The sequence below is a fragment of the Streptomyces sp. NPDC004051 genome, from assembly GCF_053604275.1.
On sequence record NZ_JBSGHG010000001.1, the window covers coordinates 158,839 to 175,850 of the forward strand.

Annotated in this window: 15 protein-coding genes; 3 read left to right on the forward strand and 12 right to left on the reverse strand. The window is 71.8% G+C overall.

Annotated elements, in window-relative coordinates; translation table 11 throughout:
• Positions 1-47 precede the first annotated feature (47 nt).
• Positions 48-2,330: an ABC transporter permease gene (locus ACWEQO_RS00770; RefSeq protein WP_452977404.1), complete on the forward strand. Its 2,283-nt coding sequence runs from the start codon at positions 48-50 to the stop codon at positions 2,328-2,330.
• A 26-nt stretch (positions 2,331-2,356) separates the two neighbouring features.
• On the opposite strand, the gene ACWEQO_RS00775 is transcribed toward ACWEQO_RS00770, so the two are convergent.
• The 11 genes from ACWEQO_RS00775 to uvrC form a co-directional block, all read right to left on the reverse strand.
• Positions 2,357-3,286 carry a hypothetical protein gene (locus ACWEQO_RS00775; RefSeq protein ID WP_452977407.1) on the reverse strand — a complete coding sequence of 310 codons (930 nt, stop codon included), beginning with the start codon at positions 3,284-3,286 and terminating at the stop codon, positions 2,357-2,359.
• 91 nt (positions 3,287-3,377) lie between these two features.
• Positions 3,378-5,033 carry a glucose-6-phosphate isomerase gene (gene pgi / locus ACWEQO_RS00780; RefSeq protein WP_452977410.1) on the reverse strand — a complete coding sequence of 552 codons (1,656 nt, stop codon included), beginning with the start codon at positions 5,031-5,033 and terminating at the stop codon, positions 3,378-3,380.
• 252 nt (positions 5,034-5,285) lie between these two features.
• Positions 5,286-5,621 (reverse strand): RNA polymerase-binding protein RbpA, encoded by a 336-nt coding sequence (locus tag ACWEQO_RS00785; RefSeq protein ID WP_078649359.1) that lies wholly within the window; start codon positions 5,619-5,621, stop codon positions 5,286-5,288.
• A gap of 221 nt (positions 5,622-5,842) precedes the next feature.
• Complete coding sequence (secG, locus tag ACWEQO_RS00790) at positions 5,843-6,079, reverse strand: preprotein translocase subunit SecG (protein WP_361462288.1); 237 nt, start codon at positions 6,077-6,079, stop codon at positions 5,843-5,845.
• A gap of 107 nt (positions 6,080-6,186) precedes the next feature.
• Complete coding sequence (tpiA, locus tag ACWEQO_RS00795) at positions 6,187-6,975, reverse strand: triose-phosphate isomerase (protein ID WP_361462285.1); 789 nt, start codon at positions 6,973-6,975, stop codon at positions 6,187-6,189.
• Positions 6,976-6,981: 6 nt separating this feature from the next.
• A complete protein-coding gene (locus tag ACWEQO_RS00800; RefSeq protein ID WP_452977413.1) occupies positions 6,982-8,193 on the reverse strand; it encodes a phosphoglycerate kinase in 1,212 nt (403 codons plus the stop codon).
• Positions 8,194-8,351: 158 nt separating this feature from the next.
• Positions 8,352-9,359: a type I glyceraldehyde-3-phosphate dehydrogenase gene (gene gap / locus ACWEQO_RS00805; protein WP_361462280.1), complete on the reverse strand. Its 1,008-nt coding sequence runs from the start codon at positions 9,357-9,359 to the stop codon at positions 8,352-8,354.
• A 299-nt stretch (positions 9,360-9,658) separates the two neighbouring features.
• Positions 9,659-10,648 (reverse strand): DNA-binding protein WhiA, encoded by a 990-nt coding sequence (whiA, locus tag ACWEQO_RS00810; protein WP_361462278.1) that lies wholly within the window; start codon positions 10,646-10,648, stop codon positions 9,659-9,661.
• On the reverse strand, positions 10,639-11,709 hold the full coding sequence (locus ACWEQO_RS00815; protein ID WP_361462275.1) for a gluconeogenesis factor YvcK family protein: 1,071 nt from the start codon (positions 11,707-11,709) through the stop codon (positions 10,639-10,641). The genes whiA and ACWEQO_RS00815 overlap by 10 nt, the downstream gene beginning before the upstream one ends.
• Entirely contained in the window at positions 11,706-12,740 is a 1,035-nt protein-coding gene (gene rapZ, locus ACWEQO_RS00820) for an RNase adapter RapZ (RefSeq protein WP_361462272.1), read from the reverse strand. Before rapZ ends, ACWEQO_RS00815 begins: the two co-directional genes overlap by 4 nt.
• The gene (gene uvrC, locus ACWEQO_RS00825; RefSeq protein ID WP_452977418.1) at positions 12,737-14,845 is read right to left on the reverse strand and encodes an excinuclease ABC subunit UvrC; all 2,109 of its coding nucleotides are present in this window, start codon (positions 14,843-14,845) and stop codon (positions 12,737-12,739) included. The genes rapZ and uvrC overlap by 4 nt, the downstream gene beginning before the upstream one ends.
• A 170-nt stretch (positions 14,846-15,015) precedes the next feature.
• Between uvrC and ACWEQO_RS00830 the strand changes: the two genes are divergently transcribed.
• Both ACWEQO_RS00830 and ACWEQO_RS00835 read left to right on the forward strand, forming a co-directional pair.
• On the forward strand, positions 15,016-15,234 hold the full coding sequence (locus ACWEQO_RS00830) for a hypothetical protein (protein ID WP_452977421.1): 219 nt from the start codon (positions 15,016-15,018) through the stop codon (positions 15,232-15,234).
• Positions 15,235-15,535: 301 nt separating this feature from the next.
• Positions 15,536-16,492 carry a hypothetical protein gene (locus tag ACWEQO_RS00835; RefSeq protein ID WP_452977424.1) on the forward strand — a complete coding sequence of 319 codons (957 nt, stop codon included), beginning with the start codon at positions 15,536-15,538 and terminating at the stop codon, positions 16,490-16,492.
• Positions 16,493-16,528: 36 nt separating this feature from the next.
• Here ACWEQO_RS00835 and ACWEQO_RS00840 read toward each other — a convergent pair whose 3' ends face one another.
• Complete coding sequence (locus ACWEQO_RS00840; protein WP_361462263.1) at positions 16,529-16,948, reverse strand: Rieske (2Fe-2S) protein; 420 nt, start codon at positions 16,946-16,948, stop codon at positions 16,529-16,531.
• Positions 16,949-17,012: the final 64 nt, after the last annotated feature.

Consider the following 17,012-nt stretch of genomic DNA (forward strand, 5'->3'; position numbering starts at 1 on the left):
TGTACGGCGGTCCGGGCGTCCGGCGCGAGCGAAGGGGCTGACGACCGGTGCGAGCGACCCTGCGCTGGGCGCACTCCGATCTGCGCACGCACCGCGGTGAGGCACTGTTCCTGATCCTCGCCACCGCGGGCGTCGTCGCCTCCCTGCTGCTGGCCACGGCCCTGTTCGGGTACGCCACCAACCCCTGGCAGCGGACCTTCACCCAGGCGCGCGGCGCCCACGTCACGCTGCACACCACCGCCCCGGCCGACGCCGCGAAGCTGGCCGGCCTGGACGGCGTGGAGTCCGTCGCCGGCCCTTATCCCACCGCCGCCGTCACCCTCGCCTCCCGCGGCAGCCGTGCCTCCGCCGAACTGCGCGGCACCGCCGAACAGCCCGGCACCGGCCGCCCGCTGATCACCTCGGGGCGCTGGCTGGACCCCCGCACCCCCGACGGCGTGGTCCTGGAGAGCAGTCTCGCCCGTGCCCTGCTGACCACGCCGGGCGACACCCTCACCGTGCCCGGCACCGCGCGGACCCTGACCGTGGTGGGCGTGGCCGACAGCGCCGAGCCACGCTACCGGCCGGGGGAACAGCCCGGCCTGGTGTGGGCGCTGCCGTCGGCCGTGACCGACCCCGACGGGCAGGTGACCGGGCTGCGGCTGACCGACCCCGCCGACACCGGGTACGCGGTGCAGCGGGCGGTGACGGTCCTGGGCGCGGGCGCCATCGGCGAGGTCTCCACCTGGCAGCAGGCACGGGCCGAGGCGCAGGGCGACAACCGGCTGCTCGGCCAGGTGCTGGGGCTGTTCGGTCTGGGCGCGCTGGTCGCCGCCGGTTTCGCCGTGCACGGGGCGATCAGCACCCGGATCCGGGGGCATCTGCGGGACATCTCCGTGCTCAAGGCGATCGGCTTCACCCCGGGGCAGGTCGTCCGCGTCTTCCTGCTCCAGCACCTCGGCTACGCCCTGCTGGGCGCCGTGGCCGGCGCCGCGCTGACCGGGGCGCTGGGCAGCGGCATACCGGGGCGGCTCGGGGAGGCGGTCGGTGTGTGGCAGGGGCTGCCCGGACACACCCTGGCGCTGTTCGTGGTGCCCGTGGGGGCGGTGCTGTTCATCGGCGCCACCACCGGGCTCGCGGCGTGGCGGGCGGGCCGGGTGCCACCGGTGCCGGTGCCGAGGCCGGCGGCGCCCGAGGCGGGCGGGCTGACGGGCGCGGCGCGGCGGGCGCTCGGGGCGCGGGTGCCGCCCGCGCTGGTCCTCGGCTGGCACAAGGCGTTCACCCGCCGCCCGCGTGCGCTGGGCACGGTGGCCAGGCTGACCCTGCCGCTGCTGCTGATCGTGGTGGCGCTGAGCGCGTGGACCACCATCGACCGCTTCCAGAGCAGCCCGGAGCGGATGGGGCTGCCCACCGCGCTCAGCGTCCGTGCGGACGCCTCGCTCAGTGACGGTCGGGCCCGTGCCCTGCTGGAGCGCGATCCGCAGGTCGCCGCCGCCCACCCGGGCGTCGAGGTGGCCGCCCTGGTGCCCGGCCAGACCGCCACGATCGCCCTGCGCGGCTACGGCACCCACCGGGAGCCGTACCCGTTCGCCCTGGCCGAGGGCCGCGCGGCGCGCGGACCCGACGAGGCGGTGGCCGGGCAGGGGCTGCTCGACCTGCTGCACGTCCAGGTCGGCGACTGGGTGCGCATGACCGTCGGCGACCGGCCGCAGATCCTGCACATCGTCGGCCGCAGCATCGAGACGGAGAACGCCGGCCGGGTCATCTCCACTTCGCTCGACACCCTCCGCGGCAACGACCCCGATCTGCGGCCGACCCTCTACCAGCTCCGGCTGGACCCCGGCGCGGATCCGCGGGCCGTCGCCGACCGGCTGACCGGGGCCGGGGGCGGCCTGCTCGACGTGCACACCGTGACCAATCCGGCCGACGGGCTCTCCCCGTTGCGCGCGGTCGTCCTCGGTCTGATCGCCGTGCTCGCCCTGATCGGACTGGTCGAACTGCTCACCGCGATCGGCGGCACGGTCCGCGAGGGCGAACGGGACCTGCTCGCGCTCAAGGCCATCGGCCTCTCCCCCCGGCAGATCACCGCGATCACGGTCACGGCCACCGCCGGCACGGCGCTGGCCGCCGTGCTCGTCGCCCTGGCCCTGGGGCTGCCGCTGGCGCACTGGCTGATCGACGAGCAGGGCAGGTCGAGCGGCATCGGCGCAGGTATCGCCCGGGGGCCCTCCCCCGCGCTCCTGCTGCTGCTCGGCGCCGCCGCGGTGCTGGGGGCCGCCGCCCTGGCCGCCCTGCCCGCCGCCCGCGCGGCCCGCCGCCGCCTCGCGGACACGCTGAGCGCGGTGGCCTGAGGCCGGCGGCCGGGGCGCTCCGGCCGTCAGCCTCCGTAGGGGTGACGCCGCGGTGGGTACGGCGGCTGCGGGGGCGGGGCGTACGGGTGCCGCGGGCCGGGCGCGTACGGGTGGCCGCCCGTCGCGGGCGGGTGCGGGCGGCTGTAGGGGTTCCCCCGCGGCGGTACGTGCGGCAGCCCGGCCGGCGGCCTCGGCGGGGCGCCGGGAGCGGGCGGGAGGCTCGCCGGGTGCGTGCCGAGCCGGATGCCGTAGCGCCGCTTGAGCCGGCTCGTCTCCAGCAGTGCGATGGTCGTGACGGTGACCGGGGCGCCCAGGACGAAGACGACGCCCATGGTGAGGCTGAGCCCGTGCAGATCACCGGTGACCAGGTCGGGGACGGCCATCAGCCAGCTGGTGACGGTGGCGAGCAGGGCCGGCAGCGAACGGTGCACGGCGGCCGTGCCGAAGAAGTTGCCGGAGACCCGCACGGCCCCGCAGACCACGAAGACGGCCATCCACAGCAGCGCCCCGGCGGTGGCCAGGGACAGCAGCACACCCGCCGACGAGTTCGACGTCTGCGTCAGCAGGACCAGCGCCACCACGCAGCCGATGAACAGCAGGAGCAGCTTGAGGGAGTCGAACAGCGGGGCCCGCAACTGCCGCACGGTACCGGTGCGCCGCCAGACGAGGAGCATCACGCCGACCGTGAGCGGGGTGAGGACCAGCAGGACCGCGGCGGCGGTCATCGTGTTCTCCAGCAGTTCCGTGAAGTCGAAACCGCCCTGGACGAAGGTGTAGACGCCGAGCGAGGCGACCACCCCGGCGACGACCCGCACCCGTTTGAGCCGCTCGATGGACGGGTCGAGCGAGTCCGGTATCCACGCTGGGTGGAACAGCGCCCGGGCGGCCTTGTGGGGCTTCAGGAAGGACCCTGCCGTCAGCGTGCCCTCCGTCCAACCACCGCTTGCACGTGCCACTTCGTGTTCCCCCGTGATCGCCCATCTGCATGATCGCCGGGGATTCTACGGGAAGCGGACGGCGGGGCGCCGTCCGCTTCCCGCACCGTGCTCACCGCCGGCCGCGCAGCTCCCGGTAGGTGGCGACCAAGGCCTGGGTGGAGGCGTCCAGACCCGGCACGTCGGCGCCCTCGGTGAGCGCGGGCTCGACGCGCTTGGCGAGCACCTTGCCCAGCTCGACGCCCCACTGGTCGAAGGAGTCGATGTTCCAGATCGCGCCCTGTACGAACACCTTGTGCTCGTAGAGGGCGACGAGCTGGCCGAGGACGGACGGCGTCAGCTCACGCGCGAGGATGGTGGTCGTGGGGTGGTCGCCCTTGAAGGTCTTGTGCGGCACCAGTTCCTCAGGCACGCCCTCGCCGCGCACCTCGTCCGGGGTCTTGCCGAAGGCCAGGGCCTGCGTCTGGGCGAAGAAGTTGGCCATCAGCAGGTCGTGCTGCGCCCTCAGGTCCTCGCTCAGCTCGGCGACCGGCTCGGCGAAGCCGATGAAGTCCGCCGGGATCAGCTTCGTGCCCTGGTGGATCAGCTGGTAGTAGGCGTGCTGCCCGTTGGTTCCGGGCGTGCCCCAGACGACGGGGCCGGTCTGCCACCGGACCTCGCGCCCCTCCCGGTCGACGTACTTGCCGTTGGACTCCATGTCGAGCTGCTGGAGATAGGCGGTGAACTTCGACAGGTAGTGCGAGTACGGCAGCACCGCGTGCGACTGGGCGCCCAGGAAGTTGCCGTACCAGACGCCCAACAGGCCCAGCAGGAGCGGCACGTTGGACTCGGCGGGAGCCGTCCGGAAGTGCTCGTCGACGAGACGGAACCCGTCGAGCATCTCCCGGAAGCGGTCCGGGCCGATGGCGATCATCAGGGACAGGCCGATCGCCGAGTCGTACGAGTAGCGCCCGCCGACCCAGTCCCAGAACTCGAACATGTTGGCCGTGTCGATGCCGAAGTCGGCGACCTTCTCCGCGTTCGTCGACAGGGCGACGAAGTGCTTGGCGACCGCGGCCTCTTCACCGCCCAGCGCGTTCAGCAGCCAGGTCCGCGCGGAGGTGGCGTTGGTGACCGTCTCGATGGTGGTGAAGGTCTTGGACGCGATGACGAACAGCGTCTCGGCCGGGTCCAGGTCGCGGAGGGCCTCGTGCAGGTCGGCGCCGTCCACGTTGGACACGAAGCGGACCGTGAGGTCGCGGTCGGTGTAGGCGCGCAACGCCTCGTACGCCATCGCGGGGCCGAGGTCCGAGCCGCCGATGCCGACGTTGACCACGGTGCGGATGCGCTTGCCGGTGTGGCCGGTCCACTCCCCGGAGCGGATCCGGTCGGCGAAGGCGGCCATCTTGTCGAAGACCTCGTGCACACCCGGTACGACGTTCTCCCCGTCGACCTCGATCACCGCGTCCCGCGGCGCCCGGAGCGCGGTGTGCAGCACGGCCCGGTCCTCGGTGGTGTTGATCCGCTCACCGCGGAACATGGCGTCGCGCAGTCCGAACACATCGGTGGCCGAGGCCAGTTCACGCAACAGCCGGAGGGTCTCGTCGGTGACGAGGTGCTTGGAGTAGTCGATGTACAGGTCACCGACCTGGAGGGTGTACGAGGTGCCGCGGTCGGGAGCGGCGGCGAACACCTCGCGCAACCGCACGTCCCCGAGCTCCTCCCGGTGCTTGGCCAGTGCGGTCCACTCGGGGGTCTGGTCGAGCCTGGTACGGCCGTCTGCGTTCATCTCGGACTCAGCCTTCTTCCTTGCTGCCTGTGCTGCGTATCCGCCCCGCTGCCGGATCCAACCTAATTGATCAGCGGTGGACGTGACGCGTCGTGCCACCGGCGTGGGGCACGACAACAGATACGGCCGTCCGGCCCCCGGGTATCAGCACGGCGAAAGGCGAAACGGCGAACGGGCTGCGAACAGGAGGAAGAAGCCGGCCGTGAACGACGCGGCCGACCGTCGGCGCGACTCCGACGCCTACCTCAACTGCTAGATCTCGCCCCGCAGTTTGGCGAGCGCCTCGGCGAGGATCGCCTCGCCGTCCGCGTCGCTGCGCCGCTCGCGCACATAGGCGAGGTGCGTCTTGTACGGCTCGGTGCGGGGCGGGTCCGGGGGGTTCTCACGGTCCTGACCGGCCGGAAAGCCGCAGCGGGGACAGTCCCAGGTATCGGGCACCTGGGCGTCGCTCGCGAAGCTCGGCTGGGTCTCGTGCCCGTTGGAGCACCAGAAGGAGATGCGCAGCCGCGGCGCGGACTCACCGCGCTCGGCCTCGCCCATCGGCCCCGCCCCGACCCGGCTTCCCCGGATCGCGTTGCCACTTGCCACGGTCGTAACTCCCTGCGTGATGGTGCGGCGAAGCGAGTCGGCGTTCCGCTTCGCTGCGAGCGCCTCAGTCTACGTAAGGCCCAACGCGCGTCCAGTCATTGGAGTTACCGCTTCCCCACCCAGACGCAAGCCCCATGATAGGCCGCGCTGTGCTGCGCGTACCGGACATGGGGCCTTGTGCGGGGAATGCGTACCCGATGCGTACGGATCGTTCTCCCGGGTCAGCTGCTCGTCTTCATCATGATGCCCAGCACGATGATGCACGCGATCCAGAGCAGACCCACCACGAGGGTGATCCGGTCGAGGTTGCGCTCGGCGACCGAGGAGCCGCCGACGGAGGACTGCATGCCACCACCGAACATGTCGGAGAGGCCTCCGCCCTTTCCCTTGTGCATCAGCACCAGCAGCATCAGCAACAGGCTGAAGACGATCAGGGCGATCGAGAACCCCAGAACCACGGCTGAACCAACTTCCTCGGATTCGGATGGACGACGCGGGGTCCGGTACAGGACCGGACCCCGCAAGAGTACGACGGATCGCCGCTAGCGCATACTCACTGCTCGGCTCACTGGTCGCGGAACCGGACGATCTTGACGAACTCGTCCGCGTCCAGCGAGGCACCGCCGACGAGGGCGCCGTCGATGTCGGCCTGCGCCATGATCTCGGCGACGTTGCCGGACTTGACCGAGCCGCCGTACTGGATGCGGACCTGGTCGGCGACGTCCTGCGAGTACAGCTCGGCGAGCTTGCCGCGGATGGCGGCGCAGACCTCCTGGGCGTCCCCGGCGCCGCAGACCTTGCCGGTGCCGATGGCCCAGACGGGCTCGTAGGCGATCACGACGGACTCGGCCTGCTCGGCGGGGAGGTCCTTCAGACCGCCCTCGACCTGGGCGAGGGTGTGGGCGACGTGATCGCCGGCCTCGCGGACGGCCAGTTCCTCGCCGACGCACAGGATCGGGGTGATGCCGTGCTTGAACGCGGCCTTGACCTTGGCGTTCACCAGTTCGTCGGTCTCGCCGTGGTACTGCCTGCGCTCGGAGTGCCCGACCGCCACGTACGCGCACTTCAGCTTGGACAGCATCGGGCCGGAGATCTCACCGGTGTAGGCGCCGCCGTCGTGCGCCGAGATGTCCTGGGCGCCGTACCTGATCTTCAGCTTGTCGCCGTCGACGAGGGTCTGGACGGAGCGCAGGTCGGTGAAGGGCGGCAGGACCGCGACCTCGACGGCCTCGTAGTCCGTGTCGGCCAGGGCGAAGGCGAGCTTCTGGACGTGGGCGATGGCCTCGAGGTGGTTGAGGTTCATCTTCCAGTTGCCCGCCATCAGCGGCGTGCGGCCTTTTTCAGCAGCGGTCATTGAGGGTCAGTCCTCCAGTGCGGCGAGGCCGGGGAGCGTCTTGCCCTCGAGGTATTCGAGGGAGGCGCCGCCTCCGGTCGAGATGTGGCCGAATGCCTTTTCGTCGAAGCCCAGGATGCGGACGGCCGCGGCGGAGTCGCCGCCGCCGACCACGGTGTAGCCCGGGGAGTCGAGAAGGGCCTGGGCGACCGCCTTGGTGCCCTCGGCGTAGTCGGGGTGCTCGAAGACGCCCATGGGGCCGTTCCAGAAGACGGTGGCCGCGTCGGCGAGCTTCGATGCGTACAGGGTGCGGGTCTCGGGACCGATGTCCAGACCCTGCCGGTCGGCCGGGATGGCGTCCGCGGCGACGGTGGCGGGATGGGCCGGAGCCTTGGTCTTCAGGTCCGGGAACTCCTCGGCGACCAGCGTGTCGACCGGCAGCACCAGCTCCACGCCGTTCTTCTCGGCGCGTTCCAGGTACTCGGTGACGGCGGGCAGCTGGTCCTCCTGGAGCAGCGACTCACCGATCTCGTAGCCCTTGGCCTTGAGGAAGGTGTACGCCATGCCGCCGCCGATGAGGATGCGGTCGGCCTTGCCGAGCAGCTCGTCGATGACGGCGAGCTTGTCGGAGACCTTGGCGCCGCCGAGGGCCACCACGTAGGGCCTCTCGACGTCGTCGGTGAGCTTCTTCAGGACGCCGACCTCGGTGGCGATGAGGAAGCCCGCGGCGTGCGGCAGACGCGCCGGGAGGTCGTACACGGAGGCGTGCTTGCGGTGCACCGCGCCGAAGCCGTCGCCCACGTAGAGGTCGGCGAGCGCGGCGAGCCGGTCGGCGAAGGCCCCGCGCTCGGCGTCGTCCTTGGCGGTCTCGCCGGCGTTGAACCGCAGGTTCTCGAGGACCGCGACCTGTCCGTCGGCGAGGCCCGCGACGGTGGCGGTGGCGGAGTCGCCGACCGTGTCCGTCGCGAACGCCACGTCGGCGCCGAGGAGTTCGCCCAGGCGCGCGGCGGCCGGGGCGAGCGAGAAGGCGGGGTCCGGGGCGCCCTTGGGGCGGCCCAGGTGCGAGGCGACGACCACGCGGGCGCCCGCGTCGGCGAGGGCCTTGACGGTGGGCAGCACGGCCCGGATACGGCCGTCGTCGGTGATGGCGGTGCCGTCCAGCGGCACGTTGAGGTCGGCGCGGACGAAGACCCGCCTGCCCGCGACGCCTTCGGAGAGGAGTTCGTCGATCGTCTTCATGAGGGGACTCCTGGAGGAGAGCTGAAGAGAGCTTGTGTTCGCTCGTGATCGCTCGTGATCGGAAGAGGTCGACCGCTCCGATACGCGCGTCAGGGCTCGGACAGCGCTGTGGCGCGCCGGCCGAGCCCTGCACTCATATCAGGCGGTCTGCTCCACGATCAGAGCTGGTCGCCGACGAAGACCGTGAGGTCGACGAGGCGGTTGGAGTAGCCCCACTCGTTGTCGTACCAACCGATGATCTTCACGCTCTTGCCGTCCTGGACCATGGTCAGGGACGAGTCGAACGTGCAGGACGCCGGGGCGTTGACGATGTCGGAGGAGACGATCGGGTCCTCGGTGTACTCGAGGAGGCCCTTGAGCTCGCCCTCGGCGGCCTTCTGGAAGGCGGCGTTGACCTCTTCCTTGGTGACCTCGCGGCCGAGCTCGACGACCAGGTCGGTGACCGAGCCGGTCGGGACCGGGACGCGCATCGCGATGCCGTCCAGCTTGCCCTCGAGCTGCGGCAGCACCAGGGCGGTGGCCTTCGCGGCGCCGGTGGTCGTCGGGATGATGTTCTCGGCGGCGGCACGGGCGCGGCGCAGGTCCTTGTGCGGGAAGTCCAGGATGCGCTGGTCGTTCGTGTACGCGTGCACCGTCGTCATCAGGCCCTTGACGATGCCGAAGTTCTCGTCGAGCACCTTCGCCATCGGCGCCACACAGTTGGTGGTGCAGGAGGCGTTGGAGATGACGTGGTGGTTCGCCGGGTCGTACTTGTCCTGGTTGACGCCCATCACGATGGTGACGTCCTCATCCTTGGCCGGAGCCGAGATGATGACCTTCTTGGCGCCACCGGTGATGTGCTTCTCGGCGTCCGCCTTCTTGGTGAAGATGCCGGTCGACTCGATGACGACGTCGACGCCCAGCTCGCCCCACGGGATGTCCGCGGGGTTGCGCTCCGAGAGCACCTTGATCGTCTTGCCGTCGACGGTGATCGTGTCGGCGGTGTGGGAGACCTCCTGCTTGAGGCGCCCCAGGATGGTGTCGTACTTCAGCAGGTGGGCAGTGGTCGCGGTGTCACCCAGGTCGTTGACCGCCACGATCTCGATGTCTGCGCCCTGCTCGAGCAATGCGCGGAAGTAGTTCCGACCGATGCGGCCAAACCCGTTGATGCCTACGCGGATCGTCACGAACCGATCTCCTCGTTGGTGCGCCGGCTCAAGTCGCCGGCGAGCTGTATGGGATGTCCCCGACCACCCCCGACCCTACCTCTCCGGGGCCCCGGTCGTGACATTGAGTCGACGCATACCCGGCACGAGGCCCTTTACCCGCCAGTAGGGCATGGACCGCCCAGTCCGACGCGCCTTGTCGGGCCCCCGCCGGGGCCCCACGGCCCCTTCCGGCCCGGCCGAAAACCTCCGGTCCTCCTTGACAACCGCCGACCACCGACCCCTGAACCGCCCGCGGTCGGCCGCGGGCGGTTCAGGGGTCAGCCGACGAGGTTGTCGGCGAGTTCCTCGCCGATGTTGGCCTCCGTGCCCGGGATGCCGAGGTCGGCGGCGCGCTTGTCGGCCATGGCGAGCAGCCGGCGGATCCGGCCGGCGACGGCGTCCTTGGTCAGCGGCGGGTCGGCGAGCGCGCCCAGTTCCTCCAGGGAGGCCTGCTTGTGCTCCATGCGCAGCCGGCCGGCCGCGGCGAGGTGCTCCGGGACGTCGTCGGCGAGGATCTCCAGGGCGCGCTGCACCCGGGCGCCGGCGGCGACGGCCGCACGGGCCGAGCGGCGCAGGTTGGCGTCGTCGAAGTTGGCCAGCCGGTTCGCCGTGGCGCGCACCTCGCGGCGCATCCGGCGCTCCTCCCAGGCCAGCACCGAGTCGTGGGCGCCGAGCCGGGTGAGCAGGGCGCCGATCGCGTCGCCGTCCCGGACGACGACCCGGTCCACGCCGCGCACCTCGCGGGCCTTGGCGCCGATCGACAGCCGGCGGGCGGCGCCGACCAGGGCGAGCGCCGCCTCGGGGCCGGGACAGGTCACCTCCAGGGAGGAGGAGCGGCCCGGCTCGGTGAGAGAGCCGTGCGCCAGGAAGGCCCCGCGCCAGGCCGCCTCGGCGTCGCAGGTGGCCCCCGAGACCACCTGCGGGGGCAGGCCTCGGATCGGGCGGCCCCGGCCGTCCACCAGGCCGGTCTGGCGGGCCAACTGGTCGCCGCCCGCGACCACCCGGACGACGTAGCGCGAACCGCGGCGCAGCCCGCCCGGCGCCATCACGATCAGTTCGGAGCTGTGGCCGAAGATCTCCAGGACGTCCCGCTTGAGGCGGCGGGCGGCCATCGCCGTGTCCAGCTCCGCCTCGATCACGATGCGCCCGCTCACCAGGTGAAGGCCGCCGGCGAACCGCAGCGTGGCGGAGACCTCCGCCTTCCTGCAGCAGGTCCGGGTGACGGGGAGCCGGGAGACCTCGTCCTTCACCGCTGCCGTCATCGCCATGGGCCGATCCTTCCATGCATCCGAAAAATACGGTCGTACGCGGCGGCCAGCAGCTCCGGGTCGTGCCGGGGGCTTCCGTCGGGCCGGGCCACCGGCGCCAACTCGACCGCGGCGCCGCCGAACCCCTTCGCGGCCTCGGTCAGCACATCGCGGTCGGGTACGGCGGCCTCGTCGGCCAGCACCACGTCCAGGGCGAGTTTAGGGGCGTGTCGCCCCAAAACCTCCAAATGACGCTGCGGGGAGAAGCCCTCGGTTTCCCCGGGTTGCGGGGCGAGGTTCAGGGAGAGCACCCGGCGCGCCTTCGTCTCGACGAGCGCCTCCAGCAGTTCGGGCACCAGGAGGTGCGGGATGACCGAGGAGAACCAGGAACCGGGGCCGAGCACCACCCAGTCGGCGTCGAGGACCGCCGCGACCGCCTCGGGGACGGCGGGCGGGTCGTTCGGCACGAGGTGCACGGACTGCACCTCGCCGGGGGTGAGGGCGACGGTCGCCTGGCCCCGGACGGTCTCCACGGCGTCCGGGCGCTCGGGGTCGTGCCCCTTGACCAGTGCCTGGAGCTCCAGCGGCACGGCGGACATGGGCAGCACCCGCCCGTGCGCGCCGAGCAGCCGGCCGACCAGGTCCAGGGCCTGGACGTGGTCGCCGAGCTGCTCCCACAGGGCGACGATCAGCAGGTTGCCGACCGCGTGCTCGTGCAGGTCGCCCTTGGACTGGAAGCGGTGCTGGATGACCCGGGCCCAGGTCTGGCCCCAGTCGTCGTCGCCGCACAGCGCGGCCAGCGCCTTGCGCAGATCGCCGGGCGGCAGCACGCCCAGTTCGTCGCGCAGCCGCCCGCTGGATCCGCCGTCGTCGGCCACGGTGACGACGGCGGTGAGGTCGCCGGTGATCCGGCGCAGCGCGGCGAGCGAGGCGGACAGCCCCATGCCGCCGCCGAGGGCCACCACCTTGGGCTGGGTGCCACGGCGTCGCGGTTTGGCCCCGCGGGCCTCGACCGGCCGGCCGGCGCGCCCTTCGGGCTGCGCCCGGCGCAGCCGGTGCAGCCGCGGAATACGTGCGGTCATTCCCGGCCCATGTCCCGGTGGACGACCACCGTCTCCACGCCCTCCGCGGCGAGGCGGGCGGCGAGCTTCTCCGACATGGCGACCGAGCGGTGCTTGCCGCCGGTGCAGCCGACGGCGATGGTCACATAGCGCTTGCCCTCACGGCGGTAGCCCGCGGCGATCAGCCGCAGCAGCTCGGCGTACCGGTCAAGGAACTCCTTGGCACCGGGCTGGTTGAAGACGTACGCGGCCACCTCCTCGTGGCGGCCGGTGAAGGGGCGCAGCTCGGGGACCCAGTGCGGGTTGGGCAGGAACCGCATGTCCACCACCAGGTCGGCGTCGACCGGGAGGCCGTACTTGAAGCCGAAGGACATGACGGTGGCCCGCAGCTCGGGCTCCTCGTCCCCGGCGAACTGGGCGTCCATCTTGGCGCGCAGCTCGTGCACGTTGAGGCTGGAGGTGTCGATCACCAGGTCGGCGTCGCCGCGCAGTTCGCGCAGCAGTTCCCGTTCGGCGGCGATGCCGTCGACGATGCGGCCGTCGCCCTGGAGGGGGTGCGGGCGGCGCACCGACTCGAAGCGTCGCACCAGGGCTTCCTCGGAGGACTCCAGGAACACGATCCGCCGGGTGACGCCCCGGGTGTCGAGGTCGGCGAGCGACTCGCGGAGGTTGTCGAAGAAGCGCCGGCCGCGGACGTCGACGACGACCGCGATCCGGGCCACATTGCCCTGGGAACGGGCGCCGAGCTCCACCATGGTGGGGATCAGCGCGGGCGGGAGGTTGTCGACGACGAACCAGCCCAGGTCCTCCAGACACTTCGCGGCCGTGGAACGGCCGGCTCCGGACATACCGGAGATGATCACCAGCTCGGGGATCGCCGTCTCGGCGGCCCCGGCCTTTTCCTTGCCCGTACTCACCTGTGCTCCGTCGTCCTGACGTGTCTCGTCGTGTGTGCCCCGGCCCGCCTCCTGTGCGGCGTCACGGGGTGTGTCGTGGCGTGTGCCCTGGGGTGTCTCATCGCCTGCGTCGCGGCGTGTCTCGTGTTCGGTCATCTCTCCAGCCCCCGTCGGTCGTCCGGGGCGCCCGCGGACACGGGCTCCCCGGGTGGACCCGGCGTCTTTCCGGGTTCTTCCACGTCATCCATGATCTCGCCCGTCGCCGTGTTCACGGCGGGGGCGGCCGGGGCCGCCCCGGCCAGCGCCACGGCGATCACCTCGGCGGTCTTACGACCTATACCCGGCACTTCGCAGATCTGCTCGATCGTCGCCGAGCGGAGCTTCTTCACCGACCCGAAGTGCTTGATCAGTGCCTGCTTGCGGGTGTCGCCGAGGCCCGGCACGTCGTCCAGCGGACCGGAGCGGAAGCGTTTGGCCCGTTTGACGCGCTGGTAGCCGATGGCGAAGCGGTGTGCCTCGTCGCGGACCCGCTGGAGCAGGTAGAGGCCCTCACTGGTGCGGGGCAGCACCACCGGGTCGTCGTCGTCCGGCAGCCACACCTCCTCCAGCCGCTTGGCGAGGCCGCACACGGCGATGTCGTCGATGCCGAGTTCGTCCAGGGCCCTGCGGGCCGCCGCCACCTGGGGGGCGCCGCCGTCGACGACCACGAGCTGGGGCGGGTAGGCGAAGCGCCTGGGGCGGCCGTCGTCCTCGGTGAGCGTGCTCGCGGGCGGTTCACCGGGGTCGCCGACGGGGGTGCCGTCCGCGCCGTCGGTCACGCCGCCGGCCGCCTCGGCGCCGTCGGTCCACTCGCCGGTCCTCTCCTTGTCGGCGAGGTAGCGCCGGAAGCGGCGGGTGATCACCTCGTGCATGGAGCGGACGTCGTCCTGTCCGGCGAAGCTCTTGATCTGGAAGCGGCGGTACTCGCTCTTGCGGGCCAGCCCGTCCTCGAAGACGACCATGGAGGCCACGACGTCGTCGCCCTGGAGGTGCGAGACGTCGTAGCACTCGATCCGCAGCGGGGCGCTGTCCAGGCCGAGGGCGTCGGCGATCTCCTCCAGCGCGCGGGAGCGCGTGGTGAGATCGGAGGCGCGCCTGGTCTTGTGCAGGGCGAGAGCCTGCTGGGCGTTGCGCTGCACGGTCTCCATCAGGGCCCGTTTGTCCCCGCGCTGCGGGACCCGCAGGGAGACGCCCGACCCGCGCCGCCCGGTGAGCCACTCCTGGACCGGCTCCACCGGGTCGGGCAGCGCGGGGACCAGGACCTCCCTCGGCACGGCGTCGCCGCTCTCCTCGCCGTACAGCTGCTGCAGGGCGTGCTCCACGAGGGCGCCGGTGGTGATCTCCTGCACCTTGTCGGTGACCCAGCCGCGCTGGCCGCGCACGCGTCCGCCGCGGACGTGGAAGATCTGGACGGCCGCCTCCAGCTCGTCCTCGGCGACCGCGATCAGGTCGGCGTCGGTCGCGTCGGCGAGTACGACGGCGCTCTTCTCCATGGCCTTCTTCAGGGCGCCGATGTCGTCCCGCAGCCGGGCGGCCCGCTCGTACTCCATGTCCTCGGCCGCCTCGGTCATCCGCTGCTCCAGTCGGCGCAGATGGGCGCCGGTGCGGCCGGCCATGAAGTCGCAGAACTCCTCGGCGAGCTCGCGGTGCTCCTCGGCGGAGACCCGGCCCACGCAGGGCGCCGAGCACTTGCCGATGTAGCCGAGCAGACAGGGGCGGCCGGTGCGGGTGGCGTTCTTGAACACACCGGCCGAGCAGGTGCGCACCGGGAAGACCCGCAGCAGCAGGTCCACGGTGTCGCGGATCGCCCACGCGTGCCCGTACGGACCGAAGTACCGCACGCCCTTCTTCTTGTGACCCCGCATCACCTGCACGCGCGGGAACTCCTCGTTCATCGTCACCGCGAGGTACGGATAGCTCTTGTCGTCGCGGTACTTGACGTTGAACCGGGGGTCGTACTCCTTGATCCAGGAGTACTCCAGCTGGAGCGCCTCGACCTCCGTGGACACCACGGTCCACTCCACGGAGGCGGCCGTGGTGACCATGGTGCGGGTGCGCGGGTGGAGCCCGGCGAGGTCCTGGAAGTAGTTCGCCAGGCGCTGGCGCAGGCTCTTCGCCTTTCCGACGTAGATCACCCGGCGGTGCTCGTCGCGGAACCGGTAGACCCCCGGCGAGTCGGGGATCTCACCCGGTTTGGGGCGGTAGCTGGAGGGGTCGGCCATGTCTCACACCCTACTGGCGGGAACCGACACCGCGGCGGGACCGTGGAACCACCGGCCGGGCGCCGCTCCGGAAGGTTACGGCCGCCGGGAAACGGGAAGGTGGGAGGTCCGGCCTGACGGCAGGCCGCAGGGCGGGAAGCGGACGCGGTCACGAGTCGGAGGCTGGTCGAATGCGGCGGACACGACGGACACAGGTCGAAAAACGACGGCTGCCGGCCCGCGCACGCCGGGACGCGCAGGAGACGGCCCCGGCCCTCGACCCCTTCGACTCCTTCAGCCGTTTCGACCCCTACAGCCGTTTCGGCTCCCTCGGCCCCTTCGACCCGCGCGATCCCGCCATCGTGCACGCCAAGCGCCTGCGTGCACGTCGCGCGGACGAGCACGGGTGAACCGGCCGCTCCTAGAGCACCCGGTCGCGGCAGAGCCGCAGTTCAGGGGCCGTACCGACCTTCGGGTCCGGTACGGCCCCTGAACTGTGTGGCACGCGCGTGCACACCGTGCGGGTGCGCCTCCGTCGGGCATCAGGTGTTGTCGGGAATTGGTCAACACGCTTCAATGCGGGGGAACTCGGGGCCCTGAACGACGGCGTACGGATGTGAACGTCCTGCCGTGCCGACGGGAGACGCACCCGGGGTGCCCCGAGCGAACGGTCTGACCAGCCGTTGTGGACATTCAGAGAAAGGCCCCTGCATGCCGCACGCCACACCGCACACGGACACCGCCACCGCCGCCACCGCGGAACTGGACTCGGTCCTGCGTGGCGGGCCCTTCCATGTCGCCCTGCGGGCCGCGATAGCCGCCCGTGGACTGCCGCTGCAACGCGTGCAGCACCATCTGTCGCGCCACGGCGTGAAGGTGGGCGTCACCAGCCTCAGTTACTGGCAGCAGGGCGCCCGCCGCCCGCAGCGCCCCGAATCGCTGCGCGCCGTACGGGCCCTGGAGGAGATCCTGCAGTTGCCGGAGGAGTCGCTGATCCGTCTGCTCGCGGATTCCGGCGATCAGGCGCAGGACCGCGGTCCGGCGGGCCGCTCCTACCGCTCGCTGGTGGAGGCCTCGGGCGTCCTGGCGGGGCTGCTGGCCGAGCTCGGTGCCACGCGGGACAGCGGGCTGCACACCGTGGCGCACCACGAGCGGGTCCTGATCGGGGCGCGCCGCGAGCTCGCGGAGCGCGAGTCGCACCACATCGTGCGCGCCCACCGGGACGGCGTCGACCGCTTCGTGGCCGTCCACCACGGCGATCCCGGTTCCGCGCCGGCCCGGATGACCGTGCACGCCCTGGAGAACTGTCGCACCGGCCGGATCCGCCTGCAGCAGGACACCGGCGTGCTCGCGGCCGAGCTGCTCTTCGACACCCGGCTGCGGGCCGGCGACACGTTCCTCTTCCGCTACGCCGTCGAGGACGGCACGGCCGGCGTCTCCCGCGAGTACGCGCACGGGGCGGACTCCCCCGGCGGCCAGTACGCGCTCCAGGTGTGCTTCGACGCCGGGGCGCTGCCCGCGCGCTGCCACCGGTTCACCCAGCACTCCGCGGCGGCGCCGCGCGGCGGTCACCAGGAGCTGGTGGTGAGCGACCTGCACCGCTCGGTGCACCTGGTCGAACCGCGGCTGCGGTCGGGGTACGTGGGGATCGGCTGGGACTGGGACTGAGACCGGACGGGGCCGGGCCGGGACCGGGCGGCCCGGTCAGGCCTGCGGGCCGGCCACGATCGTGCCGTTCCGCACTTCCACGGAGAGCGGCGTCAGCGGCGCCACCGCGGGCTCGCGCAGCACCTTGCCGGTGGTGGCGTCGAACTCGCTGCCGTGGCAGGGGCAGATCAGCTTCGTCCCCTCCAGCTTGCCGATGGCGCAGCTCGCGTGCGTGCAGACGGTGCTGTAGGCCGTGAAGGAGTCGTCCGAGCCCCGGCTGACGACGATGTTGTGGTCCCGGAACAGCTTGGTGCTCCCCGGTGCGATCTCGCTCTCCGCGCCGAGCTCGACGGGCTCGGTCGGCGGCTCGAGCCTCTTCTCGGGGGCCCCGCAGGCGGTGAGGCCGAGTCCGGCGACTGAGGTGAGGGCCACGCCTCTGAGAACGGTACGACGGCTCGCGACGGGTCGGCCGGACATGGGAACTCCACGGGTCGGACGGTTGTACGAGGCCGACCCTACCGGGGGCGGTCGCTCCGGTTTC